Below are 17605 nucleotides of genomic sequence, written 5' to 3'. Positions count from 1 at the left end.
GCCGACTCCGGCACCGTCCGGTGGCTCCGACACCATCACTGCCTGGTGTACCCCAGCTTCTCCCCGCTGCCGGTGTTCACGCGCTGGAGCGTGCCGTCCGGCAGCAGGATGACCTGCGTGGCCGCGCCCGGGTTGCACCCCTCGCTCTGCTGTCCGGTCGTGACGACGGAGGGGCCGATCTCCAGCGGGCCGCCGCCGCTCGGGCGGTGGGCGAGCCGGGCCTCGAACACGCAGTGATAGGTGCCGCCGCTGTCGGTGGGGCCGTCGGCGACGAGGGTGAGCACGGTGTCGCCCACGTTTCCCTGGGTGATGGTGAGCCGGCGGCTGTTCGCTCCGTAGGCGTTGTGGATCGTCGCCGTCCAGCTGCCGAGGTAGCCGGTCGGGACCACGCCGTCGGCCGGTGACGGGGACTCCGGCTGGGAGGCCGCCGGTGACGGGCCGGAGCCGTCGGGGCCCGTGGCGTCGTGCGTGGTGGGCACGCTGACGGCCGGCGTCGGACCGGCCCCGCCGCCCTTGTTGTCGCTGTCGCCGCCGCGCAGCAGGGCGTACACGGAACCGCCCGCGCCCAGCGCCACCACCAGTGCCACCGCGACCAGCGCCGCGGTGGAGCGGACGCTGCGGCGCGGCTCCCGGTCCGGGAGCGGGCTCGGGCCGTACGGCGGGGTCGAGCCGATCGGGGGCGGGCCGTACGGAGGGGTCTGGCCGAGGCCGCCGTACGGGTGGTTCCCGGGCGGCGCGCCCCAGCCGCCGGGCTGCTGCGGGTCGCCGTAGGCGGCGGGCTGCGGGTGCTGCTGGGGGTAGCCGTACGGGACGGAAGCGGGCGCCGGGCCCGGCGGCGGCACCTGCCCCGCGGTCATGGTGGGCAGGTGATTCACCGGGGTGTGGCCCCCACCGCCAGGCTGCCCGGGCGGCGGCACGGAGGCGTCGGAGACGGGCGCGTGCTCGGGGGAGGCGTACGACCGCGCCCCGGCGGAGCCGGCAGCACCCGGCCTCTGCGAGCCACCCCCGGCGGCCCCGGAACCGGCAGCGGGCGCCCCAGCCCCTCCAGGAACCCCGGCGGCTCCCGGCACACCGGGCGACACTGAGGCCTCGTGAGGGCCAGGCACACCGGCAGCGGGCGGCCCCGGAACGGCACCAGCTCCACCCGAAACGCCGGCGGCTCCCTGCGCACCGGGCGGTACCGAGGCCCCATGGGGGCCGGGCACGCCCGAAGCGGCAGCTCCGGACCCGTCAACAGGCGCCCCGGAGACAGCCCCAGGCCCTCCGGCAGCCCCAGTGGCTCCCGGGACGACACCGGGCACACCGGGCGACGGGGCCGCCCCGTGAGGGCCAGGCACTCCGGCAGCAGGCACTCCCGGAACGACCCCAGCGCCTCCCGGAGCCCCAACGGCTCCCGGCACACCGGGCGTACCGGGCGACGCCGGCGGCCCATAGGGGCCAGGCACACCGGCAGCGGGCGCCCCCGGAACGGCACCAGCCCCGCCCGAACCCCCGGCGGCTCCCGGCGTACCGGGCGACACCGACACCCCATATGGGCCGGGCGCACCCGAAGCGGCGGCTGCGGGGGCCCCGAGCCCGGCAGACGGCGTTCCCGGCACTTCCCCGGGAGCCCCGGACGGTCCGTGAGGGCCGGGCCCACCCGCCGCTTGCCCCGCGGGGCCCGTCGGGCCCCTGGTGAGGTCGGGGGGTGTCGCCGGCTCGCGCGGTTCCTCCGGGTTCTCCGCTTCCAGGAGCTGGACCGCGTGGCGTCCGAGCTGGGCGACCAGGGCGCTCGGCAGCCACGGGTCGCGCAGGCGGCCGTCGGCGATCGTGTCCTCGGCGCCGGTGCGCTGGACGATCTGGTCCACGGTGGGCCGGGCCGCCGGATCCTTCTTCAGGCAGGCGCGGACGAGGTCGGCGATGCCCTCGGGCAGCGCCTCGAGGTCGGGCTCCTTCTCGGCGATGCGGTACATCAGCGCGTGCACTCCGCTGTCGGTGCCGCCGAACGGAAGCGCGCCGGTCGCCGCGTACGCGATGACCGAGCCCAGGCAGAAGACGTCGCACGCGGTCGTGACCCGGTCGCCGCGGACCTGCTCGGGCGCCATGAACCCGGGCGAGCCGACCAGCGCGCCGGTCCGCGTGAGCCCACCGCCCGTGGCGGTCTCCAGCGCGCGGGCGATGCCGAAGTCGATGACGCGCGGCCCGTCGATCGTCACCAGCACGTTGGAGGGCTTGAGATCGCGGTGGATGAGACCGGCGGCGTGGATGTCCTTCAGCGCGCCCGCCAGCCCGGCCGCGAGGATCCGTACCGACCGCTCGGGCAGCGGGCCGTGGTCGTGCCCGACGACCCGTTGCAGGCTCGGCCCGGCGACGTACCCGGTGGCCACCCACGGCACTGCGGCCTCGGTGTCCGCGTCCAGTACGGGCGCGGTCCAGTACCCGCCGACCTGTCGCGCGGCCCGCACCTCCTGCCGGAACCGCGCCCGGAACTCCTCCTGCTGCGCCAGCTCCGGCCGCACCAGCTTCACGGCGACGGTCCGCCCCCGGTCCGACCGGGCCAGGAACACCTGCCCCATGCCGCCGGCCCCGAGCCGCGCCAGCAGCCGGTACGCGCCGATACGCTGCGGATCGCCAGGCCCCAGCCGCCTCTCCATGGCCGAACCGCCTCCCCCCGATATCCCCCGATACGGTCCCTGTGCGTCAGACCGAGAATAGTGCGGCGCCCGTCCGGCCGGGCGGCGCGGTGTCTACGGTTCCGTAACAGGTCCGATCCGTAACAGGTCCGACCCGTAACAGCTCCGACCCGCGCGGGCCCCCTCCCGACAACCTGTCGCTAAAACCCCGCGTCCGCAGACAGGGCGCCGATGTCGCGTCCCCGTCCGCGCCGTTTACCCTCGGCCGCATGACCCCTCAGCCGAATCCCGAAGCCGGTGCAGTCGTCAAGGCCGCGGACCGGGCGCACGTGTTCCACTCCTGGTCCGCCCAGGACCTCATCGACCCGCCGGCCGTGGCCGGTGCCGACGGTTCGTACTTCTGGGACTACGACGGCAAGCGTTTCCTGGACTTCACCAGCGGACTCGTCTTCACCAACATCGGCTACCAGCACCCCAAGGTCGTCGCCGCGATACAGGAGCAGGCCGCCACCCTGGCCACGTTCGCGCCGGCGTTCGCCGTCGAGGCGCGGTCCGAGGCGGCACGGCTGATCGCCGAGCGGACGCCGGGCGACCTGGACAAGATCTTCTTCACCAACGGCGGCGCGGACGCCGTCGAGCACGCGGTGCGCATGGCGCGGCTGCACACCGGGCGGTCCAAGGTGCTCTCGGCGTACCGCTCGTACCACGGCGGCACGCAGCAGGCCATCAACATCACCGGCGACCCGCGACGCTGGGCGTCGGACACCGGCTCGGCCGGCGTGGTGCGCTTCTGGGCGCCCTTCCTCTACCGCTCCCGTTTCTACGCCGAGACCGAGGAGCAGGAGTGCGCGCGGGCGCTCGAGCACCTGGAGGCGACGATCGCCTTCGAGGGGCCCGCGACCATCGCCGCGATCATCCTGGAGACCATCCCCGGCACCGCCGGGATCATGGTGCCCCCGCCCGGCTACCTGGCCGGGGTGCGCGAGCTGTGCGACAAGTACGGGATCGTCTTCATCCTGGACGAGGTCATGGCCGGCTTCGGGCGGACCGGTGAGTGGTTCGCGGCGGACCTCTTCGGCGTCGTGCCGGACCTGATGACCTTCGCCAAGGGCGTGAACTCCGGGTACGTGCCGCTGGGCGGCGTCGCCATCTCCGGGAAGATCGCGGAGACCTTCGGCAAGCGGGCCTACCCCGGCGGTCTGACGTACTCCGGGCACCCGCTGGCGTGCGCGGCGGCCGTCGCGACGATCAACGTGATGGCCGAGGAGGGCATCGTCGAGAACGCCAAGCGGCTCGGCGCCGAGATCGTGGAGCCGGGGCTGCGCGAGCTGGCCGAGCGGCACCCGAGCGTCGGCGACGTGCGCGGCGTGGGCATGTTCTGGGCCCTGGAGCTGGTGAAGAACCGCGAGACCCGCGAGCCGCTGGTGCCGTACAACGCGGCCGGGGAGGCGAACGCCCCCATGGCTGCCTTCGGCGCCGCCGCGAAGGCGAACGGCCTGTGGCCCTTCATCAACATGAACCGCACGCACGTCGTCCCGCCGTGCAACGCGACCGAGGCCGAGCTGAAGGAGGGCCTCACGGCGCTGGACGCCGCGCTGTCGGTGGCCGACGAGCACACCGCGTAGCGGCGCGGGCCGCGCGAGCCGGAATCGGCGGCATCCCGAACGCGTAAGGTGGCGTGCTCGTAGACATGGATGTACGAGTACGCCACCCGCACGCGCAAGGAGACGCCCCGACCATGCCCGGCATCAGCGGCAACGGCGCCGTGACGCGCAGCACCCTGCGGCAGCAGATCGCGGACGCGCTCCGGGACGAGGTGCTGGCCGGGCGGCTCCAGCCGGGGCAGGAGTTCACGGTCAAGGAGATCGCCGAGCAGTACGGGGTGTCCGCGACCCCGGTGCGCGAGGCGCTCGTCGACCTGTCCGCGCAGGGCCTGCTGGAGGCCGACCAGCACCGCGGCTTCCATGTGCGCGAGTACTCGCTGCACGACCTCCACGACATGATCAAGGCCCGTGCTCTGGTCACCGACGGCATGTTCCAGGCCGCCGTCTCGGCTCCCGAGGCCTTCCGCCGGCCCGACGACCCGTACGTCAAGGCCACCCTCACCGGAGTGCGCCGGCGCGGCGAGGAGGCGCAGCGCGCGGCCACCGCCGGCGATCTGACCGTCCTGATCGGCTACGACCTGCGCTTCTGGCGGGAGCTCGGCGCCCTGTTCGGCAATCCCTACCTCTCCGACTTCCTGAACCGGCTGCGCGTGCAGTTCTGGGTGTGCGCGGTGCAGCACCTGCGCCGCCGCGGCGATCTGCGCGGCCTGCTGTGGTCCGCCCACACCGAACTCGTCGACGCCATGGTGAGGGGCGACGCCCCGGCCGCCCGGGCGATCGTCGCCGCCTACCACGCGCACGACCTCGCCCTCGTCGAGCGGCTGGCCACCGCATGAGCGGGATCGTCACCGGGGCCGTCGACCTGTCCGTCGTCGTCCCTGCCTACAACGAGGAACGGCGGCTCGGTCCCACCCTCGACGCGGTCACCGCCTACCTGGCCGACAACGAGGGCCGCTTCGGCTCGTGGGAGGTCGTCGTCGCCGACGACGGGTCCACGGACGGCACCGGCGGCCTCGTCACGGATCGCGGGGACCCGCGCGTCCGGCTCGTCGCCGGCGACCGCAACCGCGGCAAGGGCCACGCCCTGCGCCTCGGGGTGGCCGCCACCCGCGGCCGCCGGGTGCTGGTCACCGACGCCGATCTCGCCGCCCCCATCGAGGAGCTGGAACAGCTCGACAAGGCGCTCGGCGAGGGCGGCGCGGCCGCGATCGGCTCCCGCTCGGTGCCGGGCGCGACGATAGCCAGGCGCCAGCACCGGGTGCGCGAACTGCTGGGCCGCGCCGGGAACCTGCTGATACGGCGCATCGCGGTGCCCGGCATCCGCGACACCCAGTGCGGCTTCAAACTCTTCGCGGGCGACCAGGCCCGCGAGGCGTTCGCCGCCTCCCGGCTGAGCGGCTGGGGCATCGACGTGGAGGTCCTCCAGCACTTCCGCCGCCGCGACTGGCCGGTGGCCGAGGTACCGGTCCGCTGGTCGCACCAGACCGGTTCGAAGGTCGGCCCGCTGGACTACCTCCGGGTCCTCGCCGAACTGGGCCGTCTCAAGGCCCGTTCCGTCCGCCCGGCCGACCTGTTCGCCGCCGCGCTCTTCCTGCTGATGGCGGTCACCCTCTACTCGGGCCGCCTCTTCGACCCCGCCCACCGCTACCTCCCCGACTCCCTCCAGGACCAGAACCAGTGGGAGTGGTTCTTCGCGGTCACCGCCGACAGCGTCGCCCATCTGCGCAACCCCCTGTTCACCGACCTCCAGGGCTTCCCCGACGGCGTGAACCTCATGGCCAACACGGTCATGCTGGGGATGTCCGTCCCCTTCGCCCCGGTCACGCTGGCCTTCGGTCCGGCGGTCTCGCTCAGCGTCTGCATGACCCTGGGGCTCGCGGCCACCGCGGCCGCCTGGTACTGGCTGATCGTCAGACGGGTCGTACGGCACCGGGGCGCCGCCTTCACCGGGGCCTGCCTGGCCGCCTTCGCCCCGCCGATGGTCAGCCACGCCAACGCGCACCCGAACTTCGTGATCCTGTTCATGATCCCGCTGATCGTCGACCGGGCGCTGCGCCTGTGCGAGGGCACCCGGGTGCGGCGGGACGGGATCGTGCTCGGGCTGATGACGGCGTACCAGATCTTCCTCGGCGAGGAGCCGCTGCTGCTCGCCGCGATCGGCATGACCCTGTTCGCCACCGCCTACGGGCTCGTACGCAGGGAGGTCGCGCGGGAGGCCTGGCGGCCCCTGCTGAAGGGCCTGCTGATCGCCGCCGCGGTGTGCCTGCCGATCGTCGCCTACCCGCTGTACTGGCAGTTCGCGGGCCCGCAGAGCTACAAGAGCGTGCTGCACGGCGACAACGCCGGCAACAGTCCGCTCGCCCTGATCTCCTTCGCCGAGCGCTCCCTGTTCGCGGGCGACGCCCAGAAGGCGAACGCCCTGTCCCTGAACCCCACGGAGCAGAACGCCTTCTACGGCTGGCCCCTGCTCCTGCTCGCCTTCGGGATCACCGTACGGCTGTGGGAGCACGCGCTGGTGAAGGCGCTGGCGGTCACGACGGCCGCCGCGGCCCTGCTGTCCCTGGGCCCGAAGTTCCGCGTCCCGCTGACCGACACGGTCTACCCCGGCCCGTGGGCACCACTCGCCCACCTGCCGCTGTTCGAATCGGTCATCGAGGGGCGCGTGGCGATGATCTGCGCGCCCGCACTGGGCATGCTGCTGGCGATCGCCGTCGCCAGGATCACGGCGACCGGCCGCGTCGGCATGCTCTACGGCGGCCTGCTGGCGGTCTGTCTCGCGCTGCTGCCGCTGGTCCCGGCGCCACTGAAGGCCGAGGACCGCGCCCCCGTACCGGAGTTCATCACGGCCGGCCTGTGGAAGTCCTACGTCCGCGACGGCGAGTCCCTGGTGCCGATACCGCTGCCCGACCCGGGCAACGCGGAGGCCCTGCACTGGCAGACCGCGACCCACCTCGGCTTCAAGCTGCCCGGCGGCTACTTCAACGGCCCCTACGGCCCCGACCGCGTCGGCATCTACGGCGCCGTCCCCCGCTACACCTCCAACATGCTGCGGGACGTGAGCTACACCGGGTCCGTACCGGCCCTCGGCAAGAACTGGCGGGCCCAGGCGCGGCGGGACTTCGCCGACTGGCACGCCGGCGTCCTGGTCCTGGCGCCCCAGCAGCACGAGGAACCGCTACGGGAGGCGGTGACGAAGCTGGTGGGCCGTCCGGGCACGTGGACCGGCGGGGTGTGGGTATGGGACCTGCACGAGGGGAGCTGAGCGGTTCCGCACCGACTACGCTTTTACACTCTTCTTCACACTCTTCGACCACCGAACACGCTGGAAGCCCTGCCCTCCCCGAGGAGCCCTCTTTGGCCTGTGACCTGTGGCTGGTACCGCTCGTCGACGTCTTGTGCCACACCCCGGACAACCCGTTCGCCGAGGAACTCGCGCAGTACAACAAGGTGCTCGCCGAAAACGGGCTTCCACCGGTGCCGGTGTACCAGTACATGCCCGGCCTGTCCGGAGAGGTGGCGCCGGTGGCCGGCTTCGACTACGACGCGCTGCACTTCCTGCGCCGCGCCCACCTCCTCCAGCTCTGCGGCCTGCCGCTGACTCCGGTCGACGAACTGGGCGGCGACTACGAGCAGTTGCTGGAGATGTTCGAGACGACGGCCCAGCAGTCGCACCTGGTCTGGCACTACGACCACGCCGGCGCGTACGTCCCGCTGGACTTCCCGCACCCCTTGTCCAACGAGGAACTCCTGTCCGGCGGCGGCCCGTTGGGGTCCTCCCAGGCCCTCCTGCGTGAACTGGAGCACGTCGCCCCGTCGTTGGGCATCGACCCGGCCAACCCGCCGGCCGCCCCCGACCCGCCGCTCGGCCCCACGGAACTGGAACAGCCGGCCGCCCCCGCGCCGTACGACCCCAGCCCCTTCGCCCGCGAACGCCACGTCTGGCTGAGCCTCCACGCGGCGGCGACACGGAGCCTGGCCCAGGGCTCGATGATCGTCTTCAGCTGACGCCGGACGACTCACTGCCCGCCGCAGCTCGGCGGGCAGTGGGTGCACCCTCGCGACGCGCTGCCTTCCCGCCGGAACCGACGGCACCCGCGGGGTAGCTCCGGCGGTTCACTGCGCAAGGATCTCCCGAGCCGCCGCCACCTTCGCCGAGTGCGCTCGGAGAAAAGGGCACTCAGCGCCTTGTGACCACGCAGGTCGAACGCGAGGGACGGCCTGTGCGATGACTCCGCACAGGCCGTCCCGTCGGACCCCCCGGAAGGGGGCGCCGTTCTAGAGGAACGAGTTGATCTCGATCGTCTCGTCGCGGCCCGGGCCGACGCCGATCGCGGAGATCGGGGCGCCGGACATGTCCTCCAGGGCCTTGACGTAGGCCTGGGCGTTCTTCGGGAGGTCGGCGAAGGTCTTGGCCTTCGTGATGTCCTCCTGCCAGCCGGGGAGGTACTCGTAGACGGGCTTCGCGTGGTGGAAGTCGGTCTGGGAGTACGGGAGTTCCTCGACGCGCTCGCCGTCGATCTCGTAGGCGACGCAGACCGGGATCTGCTCCCAGCCGGTGAGGACGTCGAGCTTGGTGAGGAAGAAGTCGGTCAGGCCGTTGACCCGGGTGGCGTAGCGGGCGATCACCGCGTCGAACCAGCCGCAGCGGCGGTCGCGGCCGGTCGTCACACCCCGCTCGCCGCCGATCCGGCGCAGCGCCTCGCCGTCCTCGTCGAACAGCTCGGTCGGGAAGGGGCCGGAGCCGACGCGGGTGGTGTAGGCCTTGAGGATGCCGATGACACGGCTGATCTTCGTCGGGCCGACGCCGGCGCCCGTGCAGGCACCGCCCGCGGTCGGGTTGGAGGAGGTGACGAAGGGGTACGTGCCGTGGTCGATGTCCAGCAGCGTGCCCTGGCCGCCCTCGAAGAGGACCACCTTGTTCTCGTCCAGCGCCTGGTTGAGGATCAGGACCGTGTCGGCGACGTACGGCTTGATCTGGTCGGCGTAGCCCAGGAGCTCCTCGACCACCTGGTCCACGGCGATCGCGCGCCGGTTGTACAGCTTGGTGAGGATCTGGTTCTTGGCGTCGAGGGCCGCCTCCACCTTCTGGGTGAGGATCGACTCGTCGTACAGGTCCTGCACCCGGATGCCGACGCGGTTGATCTTGTCCGCGTAGGTCGGGCCGATGCCCCGGCCGGTGGTGCCGATCTTCCGCTTGCCGAGGAAGCGTTCCGTCACCTTGTCGACGGTGACGTTGTACGGCGTGATGACGTGGGCGTTGCCGCTGATCAGCAACTTGGACGTGTCGACGCCTCGCTCGTTCAGACCGCTCAGCTCGGAGAGCAGGACCGACGGGTCGACGACCACACCGTTGCCGATGACCGGCGTGCAACCGGGCGAGAGGATTCCGGAAGGAAGGAGGTGCAGTGCATACTTCTGGTCACCGACGACGACGGTGTGGCCGGCGTTGTTGCCGCCTTGGTATCGCACTACATAGTCCACGGAGCCACCGAGCAGGTCGGTGGCCTTCCCCTTGCCCTCGTCACCCCACTGAGCACCGAGCAGCACAAGTGCGGGCACGCGCGTACACCCCTTCCGGGCGGGGCATGTCCAGGGTCAGGGGCGTACGCGGAGGGTTCACCGCCGCGTGCACCGCGACCGTCGTCGGCCGCTCAACCGTCGGACCGGATGCCCCGGAATAGACGAAGCCCCCGGCGCAATAGCGCAAAGGGGCTCTTGCACAAAGATGCTACCCGAGGAAGCGAGGCAGGACCGAGGTGGCGACTTATCCGACGTCCGATCAGCTGCTGGTGGTCATCGACCCGGTCGCCCGGAGGACGGACGGGGAGTCCGTACGGATCGCGAAAGACGTGCTCAGCGCGGGTGCGGCCACCAAGGTGTGCCTGCCGGACGGGCCGGAGGAGTTCACCCGTGCGCTGGCGCGGCGCGGCTCGCGGCGGCCGGTGGTGGTCGGCGACGACCGGACGCTGCTGCGGGCGGTGTCGGCGCTGCACCGGCAGCGGGAGCTGGCCGGATGCGCGCTGTCGGTGGTGCCGGTCGGGGGCGCCCTGTCGCTGGTCCGCTCGCTGGGGGTGCCGACGGGGCCGGTGGCGGCGGCCCGGGCGGTGCTTGAGGGCGCCGAGCGGCGGCTGGACCTGCTCGTCGACGACAGCGACGGGGTGGTGCTGGGCACGCTGCGCATCCCGCCGGTCTCCCCGCGCCAGGAGGATTCGGCGGGGTCCGCGGCGGTCTCGTCCGGAGCCGGACATCCGTGGCTGCGGACCTGCCAGTCCCTCGTACGGACGCTGGTGACCCGCCCGCCGAGGGCCACGGCGGTCGCCGGGCCGGGCGGCCCCTCCCGGCTGCGGGTGGAGGTCGACGGGGAGACGGTCGTGGACCTGGAGCAGCCGGTGGAGGCGGTCTCGGTCACGCCGGGCGGAGGCACGGGGAAGGCCGAGGTGGAGGTGCGGCGGCTGTCGGTGGGCGCGGAGGCCTCGCCGCTGCTGGCCCAGGGCCGCACGGTGACCGTCTCGGGAGCCGGCTTCCGCTACCGGGCGGACGCGGTGGTGGCGGGGCCGGTGCGGACGCGGACATGGCGGGTCGTGGAGGGGGCCTGGGGCCTGACGCTGCCGGTGACGGCGTGAGCAGGCCCCGGAGGGCCGGCCGGCCGCGTCACCCGCGGGGCTTCTCCTCCTGGTAGCGGCGCCAGCGCTCCATCATTCCGGCGACGTCCTGCTCGATGAACTCGAAGAAGGCCAGCGTGTCGGCCAGCCGGCGTCCCGCCGGAGTCTCGGCCCCCAGGCTGGCCACGCCTTCCCGCAGGGCGTCCTCCCAGCGCTTGATGAGCGCGTCACGGCTGGTGAGCGCCTCGTACCACTGGTCGCTGTGGACCCGGTAGCGCTCCCGCCGCGAGCCGGGCTCCCGCTCACGGGAGACCAGGTGCACCTGGGCGAGGTAGCGCACCGCGCCGGAGACGGCCGCGGGGCTGATCTTCAGCTGGCCGCCGAGCTCGGCGGAGGTCAGGGCACCGGCGTCGGAGGCGAGCAGCGCGGCGAAGACCCGGGCCGGCATGCGCGGCACGCCCGCCTCGACGAGCTGGGCCGCGAAGTGCTCCACGAACTGCGACACCACCTCGGGATCCCGCTCCACCGCCGCCTCCCGCTCCGCCATCCCGGACCCTCTCCCCTGCTCTCCCCTGTTCGGACACCACCGTCGAGTCTAACCTCGCTTTTATACCCTTCCTTAACTTCACAAATTTATGAAGTTAGCGTACGTTCCAAAGCATGACCACGGCAAACCCCGCCATCGAGGTATCCGGCCTGCACAAGTCGTTCGGCGGCACGCGGGCGCTGGACGGCCTCGACCTGAATGTCGCCGCCGGCGAGGTGCACGGCTTCCTCGGCCCCAACGGCGCCGGCAAGTCCACCACCATCCGGGTCCTGCTCGGCCTGCTGCGCGCCGACTCGGGCGCCACCCGGGTGCTGGGCCGCGACCCCTGGGCCGACGCGGTCGAGGTGCACAGCCGGATCGCCTACGTGCCCGGCGACGTGACCCTGTGGCGCAACCTCTCCGGAGGAGAGGTCATCGACCTGTACGGCAGGCTGCGTCAAGGGGGCCGCGCGAAGCGTGTCAGGCAGGGTGGTGGTGGGCGACGGGCGGGCGGCCTCGACCGGCGGCGCCGGGACGAGCTGATCGAACGGTTCGAGCTGGACCCGACCAAGAAGGGGCGGACGTACTCCAAGGGCAACCGGCAGAAGGTCGCCCTGATCGCCGCCTTCGCCTCCGACGTCGACCTGCTGATCCTGGACGAGCCGACCTCGGGCCTGGACCCGCTGATGGAGGAGGTCTTCCAGCGGTGCGTGGAGGAGGAGCGCGACCGGGGCCGCACCGTCCTGCTCTCCTCCCACATCCTCAGCGAGGTCGAGGAGCTGTGCGACCGGGTGAGCATCATCCGCAAGGGCCGCACGGTGGAGAGCGGTTCCCTGGCCGACCTACGCCACCTCACCCGTACCAGCGTCACCGCCGAGCTGGCCGGCCCGCCCAACGGGCTCGCCCGGCTGCCCGGCGTGCACGACCTCGACGTCCAGGGGCACCGGGTCCGCCTCCAGGTGGACACCGACAAGCTGAACGAGGTGCTGCGCTCGCTGAGCGAGTCGGGCGTGCGGTCGCTGACCTCCACCCCGCCGACGCTGGAAGAGCTGTTCCTGCGGCACTACCACGACGAGGCCGAGGCCGGGGCGGGCTCCGCGACCGGCGAGGAAGCCGCGGAGGTGACGCGATGACCGCCGCCGTCTCCACGCCCGCCGCCGTACCCGCCGCCCGCTCCCGCAACCTGGCCGGCACCGGCACCCTGCTGCGGTTCGCCCTGCGCCGCGACCGCGTGATGATCCCGGTGTGGGTCGCGGTGAACGCGCTGATGGTCCTGTCCATGCCGAACACGCTCAAGGGCCTGTACGCCACCCCGGCCGAGCGCGCCGACCTGGTGCGCCAGATGGCGACGAACGCCTCCCTGCGCGCCATGGTCGGCCCGGTGTTCGGCGACTCGCTGGGCGCGCTGACGGCCTGGCGGGTGGGGGTGTACGCGGGTGCCCTCGCCGCCGTCATGAGCCTGCTCGTCGTCGTCCGGCACACCCGGGACGAGGAGGAGAGCGGACGGCAGGAACTGGTGTCGTCCGGGATGGTGGGCCGCCGGGCACCGCTGACGGCGGCGCTGCTGGCCGCGGCGGTCGCGAACGCGGCCCTGGCCCTGCTGATCACGGCCGGCCTCGCCGGGCAGGGCGCCGCCGGTGCCCTGGCCTTCGGGCTCGGGGTGGCGGGCGTGGGCATGGTCTTCGCCACGATGGCGGCGATCGTCGCCCAGCTCACGGAGAGCGCCCGGCTGGCCCGGGGCCTGACCTCCGCCGTCCTGGGCGCCGCCTTCGTCCTGCGGGCCGCGGGCGACTCCGGGACGGACGACGGTTCGTCGGTGCTGACCTGGCTGTCCCCGCTGGGCTGGCTGGAGGACCTGCGCGCCTTCGCCGCCGAACGCTGGTGGGTGCTGCTGCTGTTCGCCGCGGCGACCGCCCTCCAGGCGGGTATCGCCTACGACCTCGCCGGGCGCCGGGACCTCGGCATGAGCTTCCTGCCCACCAGGCCGGGACCGGCCCGGGGCCGTCTCGCCACGGCGGGCGGGCTGGCCTGGCGGCTGCAACGGGGCAGCGTGCTCGGCTGGAGCATCGGCTTCTTCGTCGCCGGAGTCGTCTACGGCGGGATGGCGGACGGCGCGGCCCAGCTCGTCGGCGACAACGCCAAGGCGCGGGAGATCTTCCAGCGGATGGGCGGGCAGTCCGGTCTGACGGACGCCTTCCTCGCCGCGATGGCCGGGATGCTCGGCCTGGTCGCCGCGCTCTACGTCGTGGCGTCCGTGCTGCGCCTGAACGGCGAGGAGACGTCCGGCCGTGCCGAGCCGGTGCTGGCGGGCGCGGTGGGCCGGCTGCGCTGGGCCGCCGGGCATCTGCTGATCGCCTTCGGCGGGTCCGCCCTGATCATGCTCCTGGCCGGGCTGGGCATCGCGGTCGGCCACGGCAAGCAGGTCGGCCCGGTGCTCGGCGCGTGCCTCGTGCAGGTGGCCGGGGTGTGGGTGATCGGTGGCATCGCCGTCCTGCTCTACGGCGTCCTCCCGCGGGGTGCCGTGGCCGCGTGGGGCGTGGCCGGAGCGGTCCTGCTGATCGGCTGGATCGGGCCCGCGCTGAACGTCCCCCAGGTCGTGCTGGACCTCTCCCCCTTCGGCCATCTGCCGAAGCTGCCGGGCGGCCGGATGGAGTGGGGCCCGGTCGCCACCCTGCTCGCCCTCGCCGCACTCCTGGTGACCGGAGGACTGGCGGGCCTGCGCAGACGGGACATGAGCGGCTGAGCGTGCGACAGGGCGTGCGGCTCGGCCGGCGGTGCCTGAGCTCCTCGGCGTCGAGTTCGATCGGATCCGATGCCGAGGAGCTCCCGGCGCGTCAGCCCACCGCCACGTTCAGCCCGTCCAGCCCGCGGATCACGAAGTTCGGCTTCCGGTCCGGCTCCGCCGCGAGTGTGAGGTTCGGGGCTCGCTCCAGCAGGGCCTTCATGGAGGCGGCCAGTTCGATGCGGGCCAGGGGGGCGCCGATGCAGTAGTGGATGCCCGCGCTGAAGGAGATGTGGGGGTTGTCCCGGCGGGTGAGGTCCAGGCGCTCGGGGGCGGTGAAGACCGCCGGGTCGTGGTTGGCCGAGCCGAAGAGCATGGCGATCTCCGCGCCCCTCGGGATCGTGGTGCCCGCTATCTCGATCTCGTCCAGCACCCAGCGCTCGAAGAGCTGGAGCGGGGTGTCGTAGCGCATCAGCTCCTCGATCGCGGAGGGGATCAGGGAGTGGTCCGCGCGCAGGGCCGCCAGCTGCTGCGGGTTGCGGAACAGCGCCCACCAGCCGTTGACCGTGGCGTTCACCGTGGCCTCGTGACCGGCGTTGAGGAGCAGCACCGCCGTGGAGATCATCTCCTGCTCGGTCAGCCGGTCGCCCTCGTCGTACGCCGCGATCAGCCCCGAGATCAGGTCCTCGCCCGGCTCCTTGCGGCGCTCGGCGATCAGCTCCCGCAGATAGTCGGAGAACTCGACCGACGCCCGTACCGCCTTCGCCGCCGTCTCCTCGGACGGGTTCAGCTCGTACATCCCGCAGATGTCCGCCGACCAGGGCCGCAGCTGCGCCCGGTCCGGCTCGGGGATGCCCAGCATCTCGGCGATCACGGCCACCGGCAGCGGTTCGGCCACGCCCCTCAGCAGATCGCCGCCGCCCGCCGCCACCAGCGCGGCGACCAGCTCGTTCGCCAGGTCGTGCACGTACGGCTTGAGCCGCTCCACCGTGCGCGGTGTGAACGCCTTCGACACCAGGCGCCGGATCCGGGTGTGGTCCGGCGGCTCCAGGTCGAGCATCCCGTGGTCGTTGAGGACGTGGAACGGCTCGTGCTCCGGCGGGGGCGGCGTACGGCCGAAGTCCTCGTGCGTGAAGCGGTGCTGGTACGTCCGGCCCAGCCGCCGGTCCCGCAGCAGCGCCGAGACGTCCGCGTGGTGCGGCACCAGCCACTGGTCGGTGGGCTCGTAGTGGAGCACGCGGCCCCGCGCGCGCAGCTCGGCGTAGGCCGGGTAGGGGTCGGCGAGGAACGCCAGGTCCCACGGGTCGAAGGCGAGGCCGGAAAGACCGGAAAGAGCGGACATGCCCGGACGTTAGCCCGGCCACCCCCGATCCGACCAGGGGTGTCACCCACCTCGCACGGCTCGGCCCGGGGACCGCCCGGGGCGGCTCACCCCGGCGTGACCAGCCGCGCCTCGTAGGCGAACACCGCCGCCTGGGTGCGGTCCCGCAGGCCCAACTTGACCAGGACGCGGCTCACATGGGTCTTGACGGTCGACTCGGCGACCACCAGCCGCTCGGCGATCTCCGCGTTCGACAGGCCCTGCGCGATCAGCACCAGCACCTCCGTCTCCCGCTCGGTCAGCTCCCCGTACGCCGCCTGCGCGGTGGGCGCAAGCCGCGGGGGCTCGGTCAGCTTCGAGAACTCCGTGATCAGCCGCCTGGTGACCGAGGGGGCGAGCAGCGCCTCGCCGGCCGCGACCACCCGCACCCCGTCGGCGAGCTGCCGCGCCGAGGCGTCCTTGAGCAGGAACCCGGAGGCCCCGGCCCGCAGCGCCTGGTACACGTACTCGTCCAGGTCGAACGTGGTCAGCACCAGCACCTTCGCCGTGCCGTCCGCGGCGACGATCTCCCGGGTCGCCTCTATGCCGTTCAGCTCCGGCATGCGGATGTCCATCAGTACGACGTCCGGGGCCAGTTCGCGTACCCGCTCCACCGCTTCGCGGCCGTTGACGGCCTCGCCGACGACCTCGATGTCCGGCATCGCGTTCAGCAGGACCGAGAAGCCCTCGCGCACCATCATCTGGTCGTCCGCGACCAGCACCCGGATCGTGCCCGCCCTCATGCGCCGGCCTCGTCGTCGTCCGGGCGATCGACCACCGTGGCGACCGGCAGGAACACCGCCACCTCGTACCCGCCGTCGTCGGCCGGGCCCGCCGTCATCTCGCCGCCGAGCATCGACACCCGCTCCCGCATGCCGGTGATGCCGTGCCCGGATCCGGGCGAGGGCTTGAGCAGGGACGGCTTGGGCGGCAGACCGTTGACTATGCGCAGGGCCAGCCCGCCGAGGACGTAGCCGATCTCGACGCGGGCGCTCGCGCCGGGCGCGTGCCGCAGGGTGTTGCTCAGGGCCTCCTGGACGATCCGGTACGCCGACAGCTCGACGCCCTGCGGGAGTTCGCGTACCGCGCCCATCGTCGTCCTGTCCACCGCCAGCCCGGCCTCCCGCACGTTCGCCAGCAGGGTGCCGAGGTCGGCGAGAGTGGGCTGCGGGGCCTCGGGGGCCTCGTAGTCCTCCGCGCGGACGACGCCGAGGACGCGGCGCAGCTCGGTGAGGGCCGCCACCGCGTTCTCCCGGATCGTGGCGAAGGCCTTCTCCAGCTCCGGCGGCGGGTTCTGCACCCGGTAGGGAGCGGCCTCGGCCTGGATGGCGACGACGGACATGTGGTGGGCCACGACGTCGTGCAGCTCTCGGGCGATCGTGGTGCGCTCCTCCAGCAGGGTGCGGCGGGAGCGCTCGTGCGCGGTCACCGTCTGCTGGGCGGTCACCTCCAGCTCGGCGTCCTTGCGTATGTGCCAGACGGTGACGACGAGGAGGACGAGCGCGGAGAGGACCAGCATGGGTGCCGAGTTGTTGCTGTAGACGTAGCCGAACAGCGCGTCGGCGAACACGGCGTAGAACGCGGTGGTCGCCCACATCCACGCCGCCGTGCGCGGCCGGGTGCGTATCGCCGCCACCGTGAGCACCGTCAGGTGCGCAATGTAGCTGCCGGGCTGCCACGGCCAGGTCGTGTAGCTGCCGACGAGCCACGCCGAGACCATGGCCGCCATCAGGGAGACCCAGAACGCTCCGACCGGGCGGGTCAGGGTGAGCAGCACCGGGGCGAGGGCCAGCAGACCCGGCAACAGGGCCGCGCCACTGCCCGCACTGCTCGCCCAGCCGACGAACAGCGCCAGCAGGCCGGCTCCCGCCACCACGGCGTGCGGGGTCCAGGCCGCGTACGGACGCAGGCGGCCGGGCAGCCGCCGGGTCAGCGGGCCGTCGACACCCATGGGCCGCAGCGGACGGTAGGCGAAGGCGTCGTGGAACAGCCCCTGCCGCAGCCCGTGCAGAGCCTTCGCGGCGAGCTTGTACTCCGGGCTGCGCGGCTTGTACGGGCTGAAGGCGCCGTCCGGCGTCGTCTGCTGCGCCTGCTGCGTCTGCTGCGTATCGGTCACGCTGAAGACGGTAGGCGCAGGCGGCGGTCGCGGTCGTCCCCTGTGAGAGGGGTCCTTCACGGT

Annotated in this window: 13 protein-coding genes; 7 read left to right on the top strand and 6 right to left on the bottom strand. The window is 72.9% G+C overall.

Features of this window, described 5'->3' with window-relative positions; all coding sequences use genetic code 11:
- Positions 1–35: 35 nt before the first annotated feature.
- Complete coding sequence (locus ACWEK3_RS01605; protein ID WP_453248647.1) at positions 36–2633, bottom strand: protein kinase domain-containing protein; 2598 nt, start codon at positions 2631–2633, stop codon at positions 36–38.
- A 248-nt stretch (positions 2634–2881) separates the two neighbouring features.
- Here ACWEK3_RS01605 and ACWEK3_RS01600 point away from each other — a divergent pair, with 248 nt between their 5' ends.
- The 4 genes from ACWEK3_RS01600 to ACWEK3_RS01585 all read left to right on the top strand — a co-directional run bounded on the left by ACWEK3_RS01600 (position 2882) and on the right by ACWEK3_RS01585 (position 8221).
- Complete coding sequence (locus ACWEK3_RS01600; protein ID WP_450539597.1) at positions 2882–4237, top strand: aminotransferase class III-fold pyridoxal phosphate-dependent enzyme; 1356 nt, start codon at positions 2882–2884, stop codon at positions 4235–4237.
- Between the two features lie 113 nt (positions 4238–4350).
- Positions 4351–5052, top strand: coding sequence for a GntR family transcriptional regulator (locus tag ACWEK3_RS01595; RefSeq protein WP_450539596.1), 702 nt, complete (start codon positions 4351–4353; stop codon positions 5050–5052).
- Positions 5049–7478, top strand: coding sequence for a glycosyltransferase (locus ACWEK3_RS01590; protein WP_453248646.1), 2430 nt, complete (start codon positions 5049–5051; stop codon positions 7476–7478). The genes ACWEK3_RS01595 and ACWEK3_RS01590 overlap by 4 nt, the downstream gene beginning before the upstream one ends.
- 92 nt (positions 7479–7570) lie before the next feature.
- Positions 7571–8221 carry a hypothetical protein gene (locus ACWEK3_RS01585; RefSeq protein ID WP_388479127.1) on the top strand — a complete coding sequence of 217 codons (651 nt, stop codon included), beginning with the start codon at positions 7571–7573 and terminating at the stop codon, positions 8219–8221.
- Positions 8222–8491: 270 nt separating this feature from the next.
- Here ACWEK3_RS01585 and ACWEK3_RS01580 read toward each other — a convergent pair whose 3' ends face one another.
- Positions 8492–9775 (bottom strand): adenylosuccinate synthase, encoded by a 1284-nt coding sequence (locus tag ACWEK3_RS01580; protein WP_141359700.1) that lies wholly within the window; start codon positions 9773–9775, stop codon positions 8492–8494.
- Between the two features lie 197 nt (positions 9776–9972).
- On the opposite strand from ACWEK3_RS01580, the gene ACWEK3_RS01575 reads away from it, so the two are divergent.
- Complete coding sequence (locus tag ACWEK3_RS01575) at positions 9973–10839, top strand: diacylglycerol kinase family protein (RefSeq protein WP_450539592.1); 867 nt, start codon at positions 9973–9975, stop codon at positions 10837–10839.
- A 28-nt stretch (positions 10840–10867) separates the two neighbouring features.
- Here the strand turns inward: ACWEK3_RS01575 and ACWEK3_RS01570 are convergent, their stop codons facing one another.
- A complete protein-coding gene (locus ACWEK3_RS01570; RefSeq protein WP_361414062.1) occupies positions 10868–11365 on the bottom strand; it encodes a GbsR/MarR family transcriptional regulator in 498 nt (165 codons plus the stop codon).
- 113 nt (positions 11366–11478) lie between these two features.
- Between ACWEK3_RS01570 and ACWEK3_RS01565 the strand changes: the two genes are divergently transcribed.
- Together ACWEK3_RS01565 and ACWEK3_RS01560 are read left to right on the top strand one after the other, a co-directional pair.
- Positions 11479–12477, top strand: a complete 999-nt coding sequence (locus ACWEK3_RS01565; protein ID WP_450539590.1) for an ABC transporter ATP-binding protein — start codon at positions 11479–11481, stop codon at positions 12475–12477.
- A complete protein-coding gene (locus ACWEK3_RS01560; protein ID WP_450539589.1) occupies positions 12474–14087 on the top strand; it encodes an ABC transporter permease in 1614 nt (537 codons plus the stop codon). Before ACWEK3_RS01565 ends, ACWEK3_RS01560 begins: the two co-directional genes overlap by 4 nt.
- A gap of 91 nt (positions 14088–14178) precedes the next feature.
- Here the strand turns inward: ACWEK3_RS01560 and ACWEK3_RS01555 are convergent, their stop codons facing one another.
- The 3 genes from ACWEK3_RS01555 to ACWEK3_RS01545 all read right to left on the bottom strand — a co-directional run bounded on the left by ACWEK3_RS01555 (position 14179) and on the right by ACWEK3_RS01545 (position 17542).
- The gene (locus ACWEK3_RS01555; RefSeq protein ID WP_453248645.1) at positions 14179–15408 is read right to left on the bottom strand and encodes a cytochrome P450; all 1230 of its coding nucleotides are present in this window, start codon (positions 15406–15408) and stop codon (positions 14179–14181) included.
- Between the two features lie 86 nt (positions 15409–15494).
- The gene (locus ACWEK3_RS01550) at positions 15495–16169 is read right to left on the bottom strand and encodes a response regulator (protein ID WP_390724565.1); all 675 of its coding nucleotides are present in this window, start codon (positions 16167–16169) and stop codon (positions 15495–15497) included.
- Positions 16166–17542, bottom strand: a complete 1377-nt coding sequence (locus tag ACWEK3_RS01545; RefSeq protein WP_453248644.1) for a sensor histidine kinase — start codon at positions 17540–17542, stop codon at positions 16166–16168. Before ACWEK3_RS01545 ends, ACWEK3_RS01550 begins: the two co-directional genes overlap by 4 nt.
- Positions 17543–17605 lie beyond the last annotated feature (63 nt).

It is taken from the genome of Streptomyces sp. NPDC004721 (assembly GCF_053601495.1).
The sequence above is the reverse complement of the archived record's forward strand: the minus strand, read 5'-3'. Positions and strand labels throughout refer to the sequence as shown.

Bases quoted from the DNA above. Each gene is read 5' to 3' on its own strand.
- ACWEK3_RS01605 (WP_453248647.1), bottom strand. From the start codon at position 2,633: ATGGAGAGGCGGCTGGGGCCTGGCGATCCGCAGCGTATCGGCGCGTAC.
- ACWEK3_RS01600 (WP_450539597.1), top strand. From the start codon at position 2,882: ATGACCCCTCAGCCGAATCCCGAAGCCGGTGCAGTCGTCAAGGCCGCG.
- ACWEK3_RS01595 (WP_450539596.1), top strand. From the start codon at position 4,351: ATGCCCGGCATCAGCGGCAACGGCGCCGTGACGCGCAGCACCCTGCGG.
- ACWEK3_RS01590 (WP_453248646.1), top strand. From the start codon at position 5,049: ATGAGCGGGATCGTCACCGGGGCCGTCGACCTGTCCGTCGTCGTCCCT.
- ACWEK3_RS01570 (WP_361414062.1), bottom strand. From the start codon at position 11,365: ATGGCGGAGCGGGAGGCGGCGGTGGAGCGGGATCCCGAGGTGGTGTCG.
- ACWEK3_RS01565 (WP_450539590.1), top strand. From the start codon at position 11,479: ATGACCACGGCAAACCCCGCCATCGAGGTATCCGGCCTGCACAAGTCG.
- ACWEK3_RS01560 (WP_450539589.1), top strand. From the start codon at position 12,474: ATGACCGCCGCCGTCTCCACGCCCGCCGCCGTACCCGCCGCCCGCTCC.
- ACWEK3_RS01555 (WP_453248645.1), bottom strand. From the start codon at position 15,408: ATGTCCGCTCTTTCCGGTCTTTCCGGCCTCGCCTTCGACCCGTGGGAC.
- ACWEK3_RS01550 (WP_390724565.1), bottom strand. From the start codon at position 16,169: ATGAGGGCGGGCACGATCCGGGTGCTGGTCGCGGACGACCAGATGATG.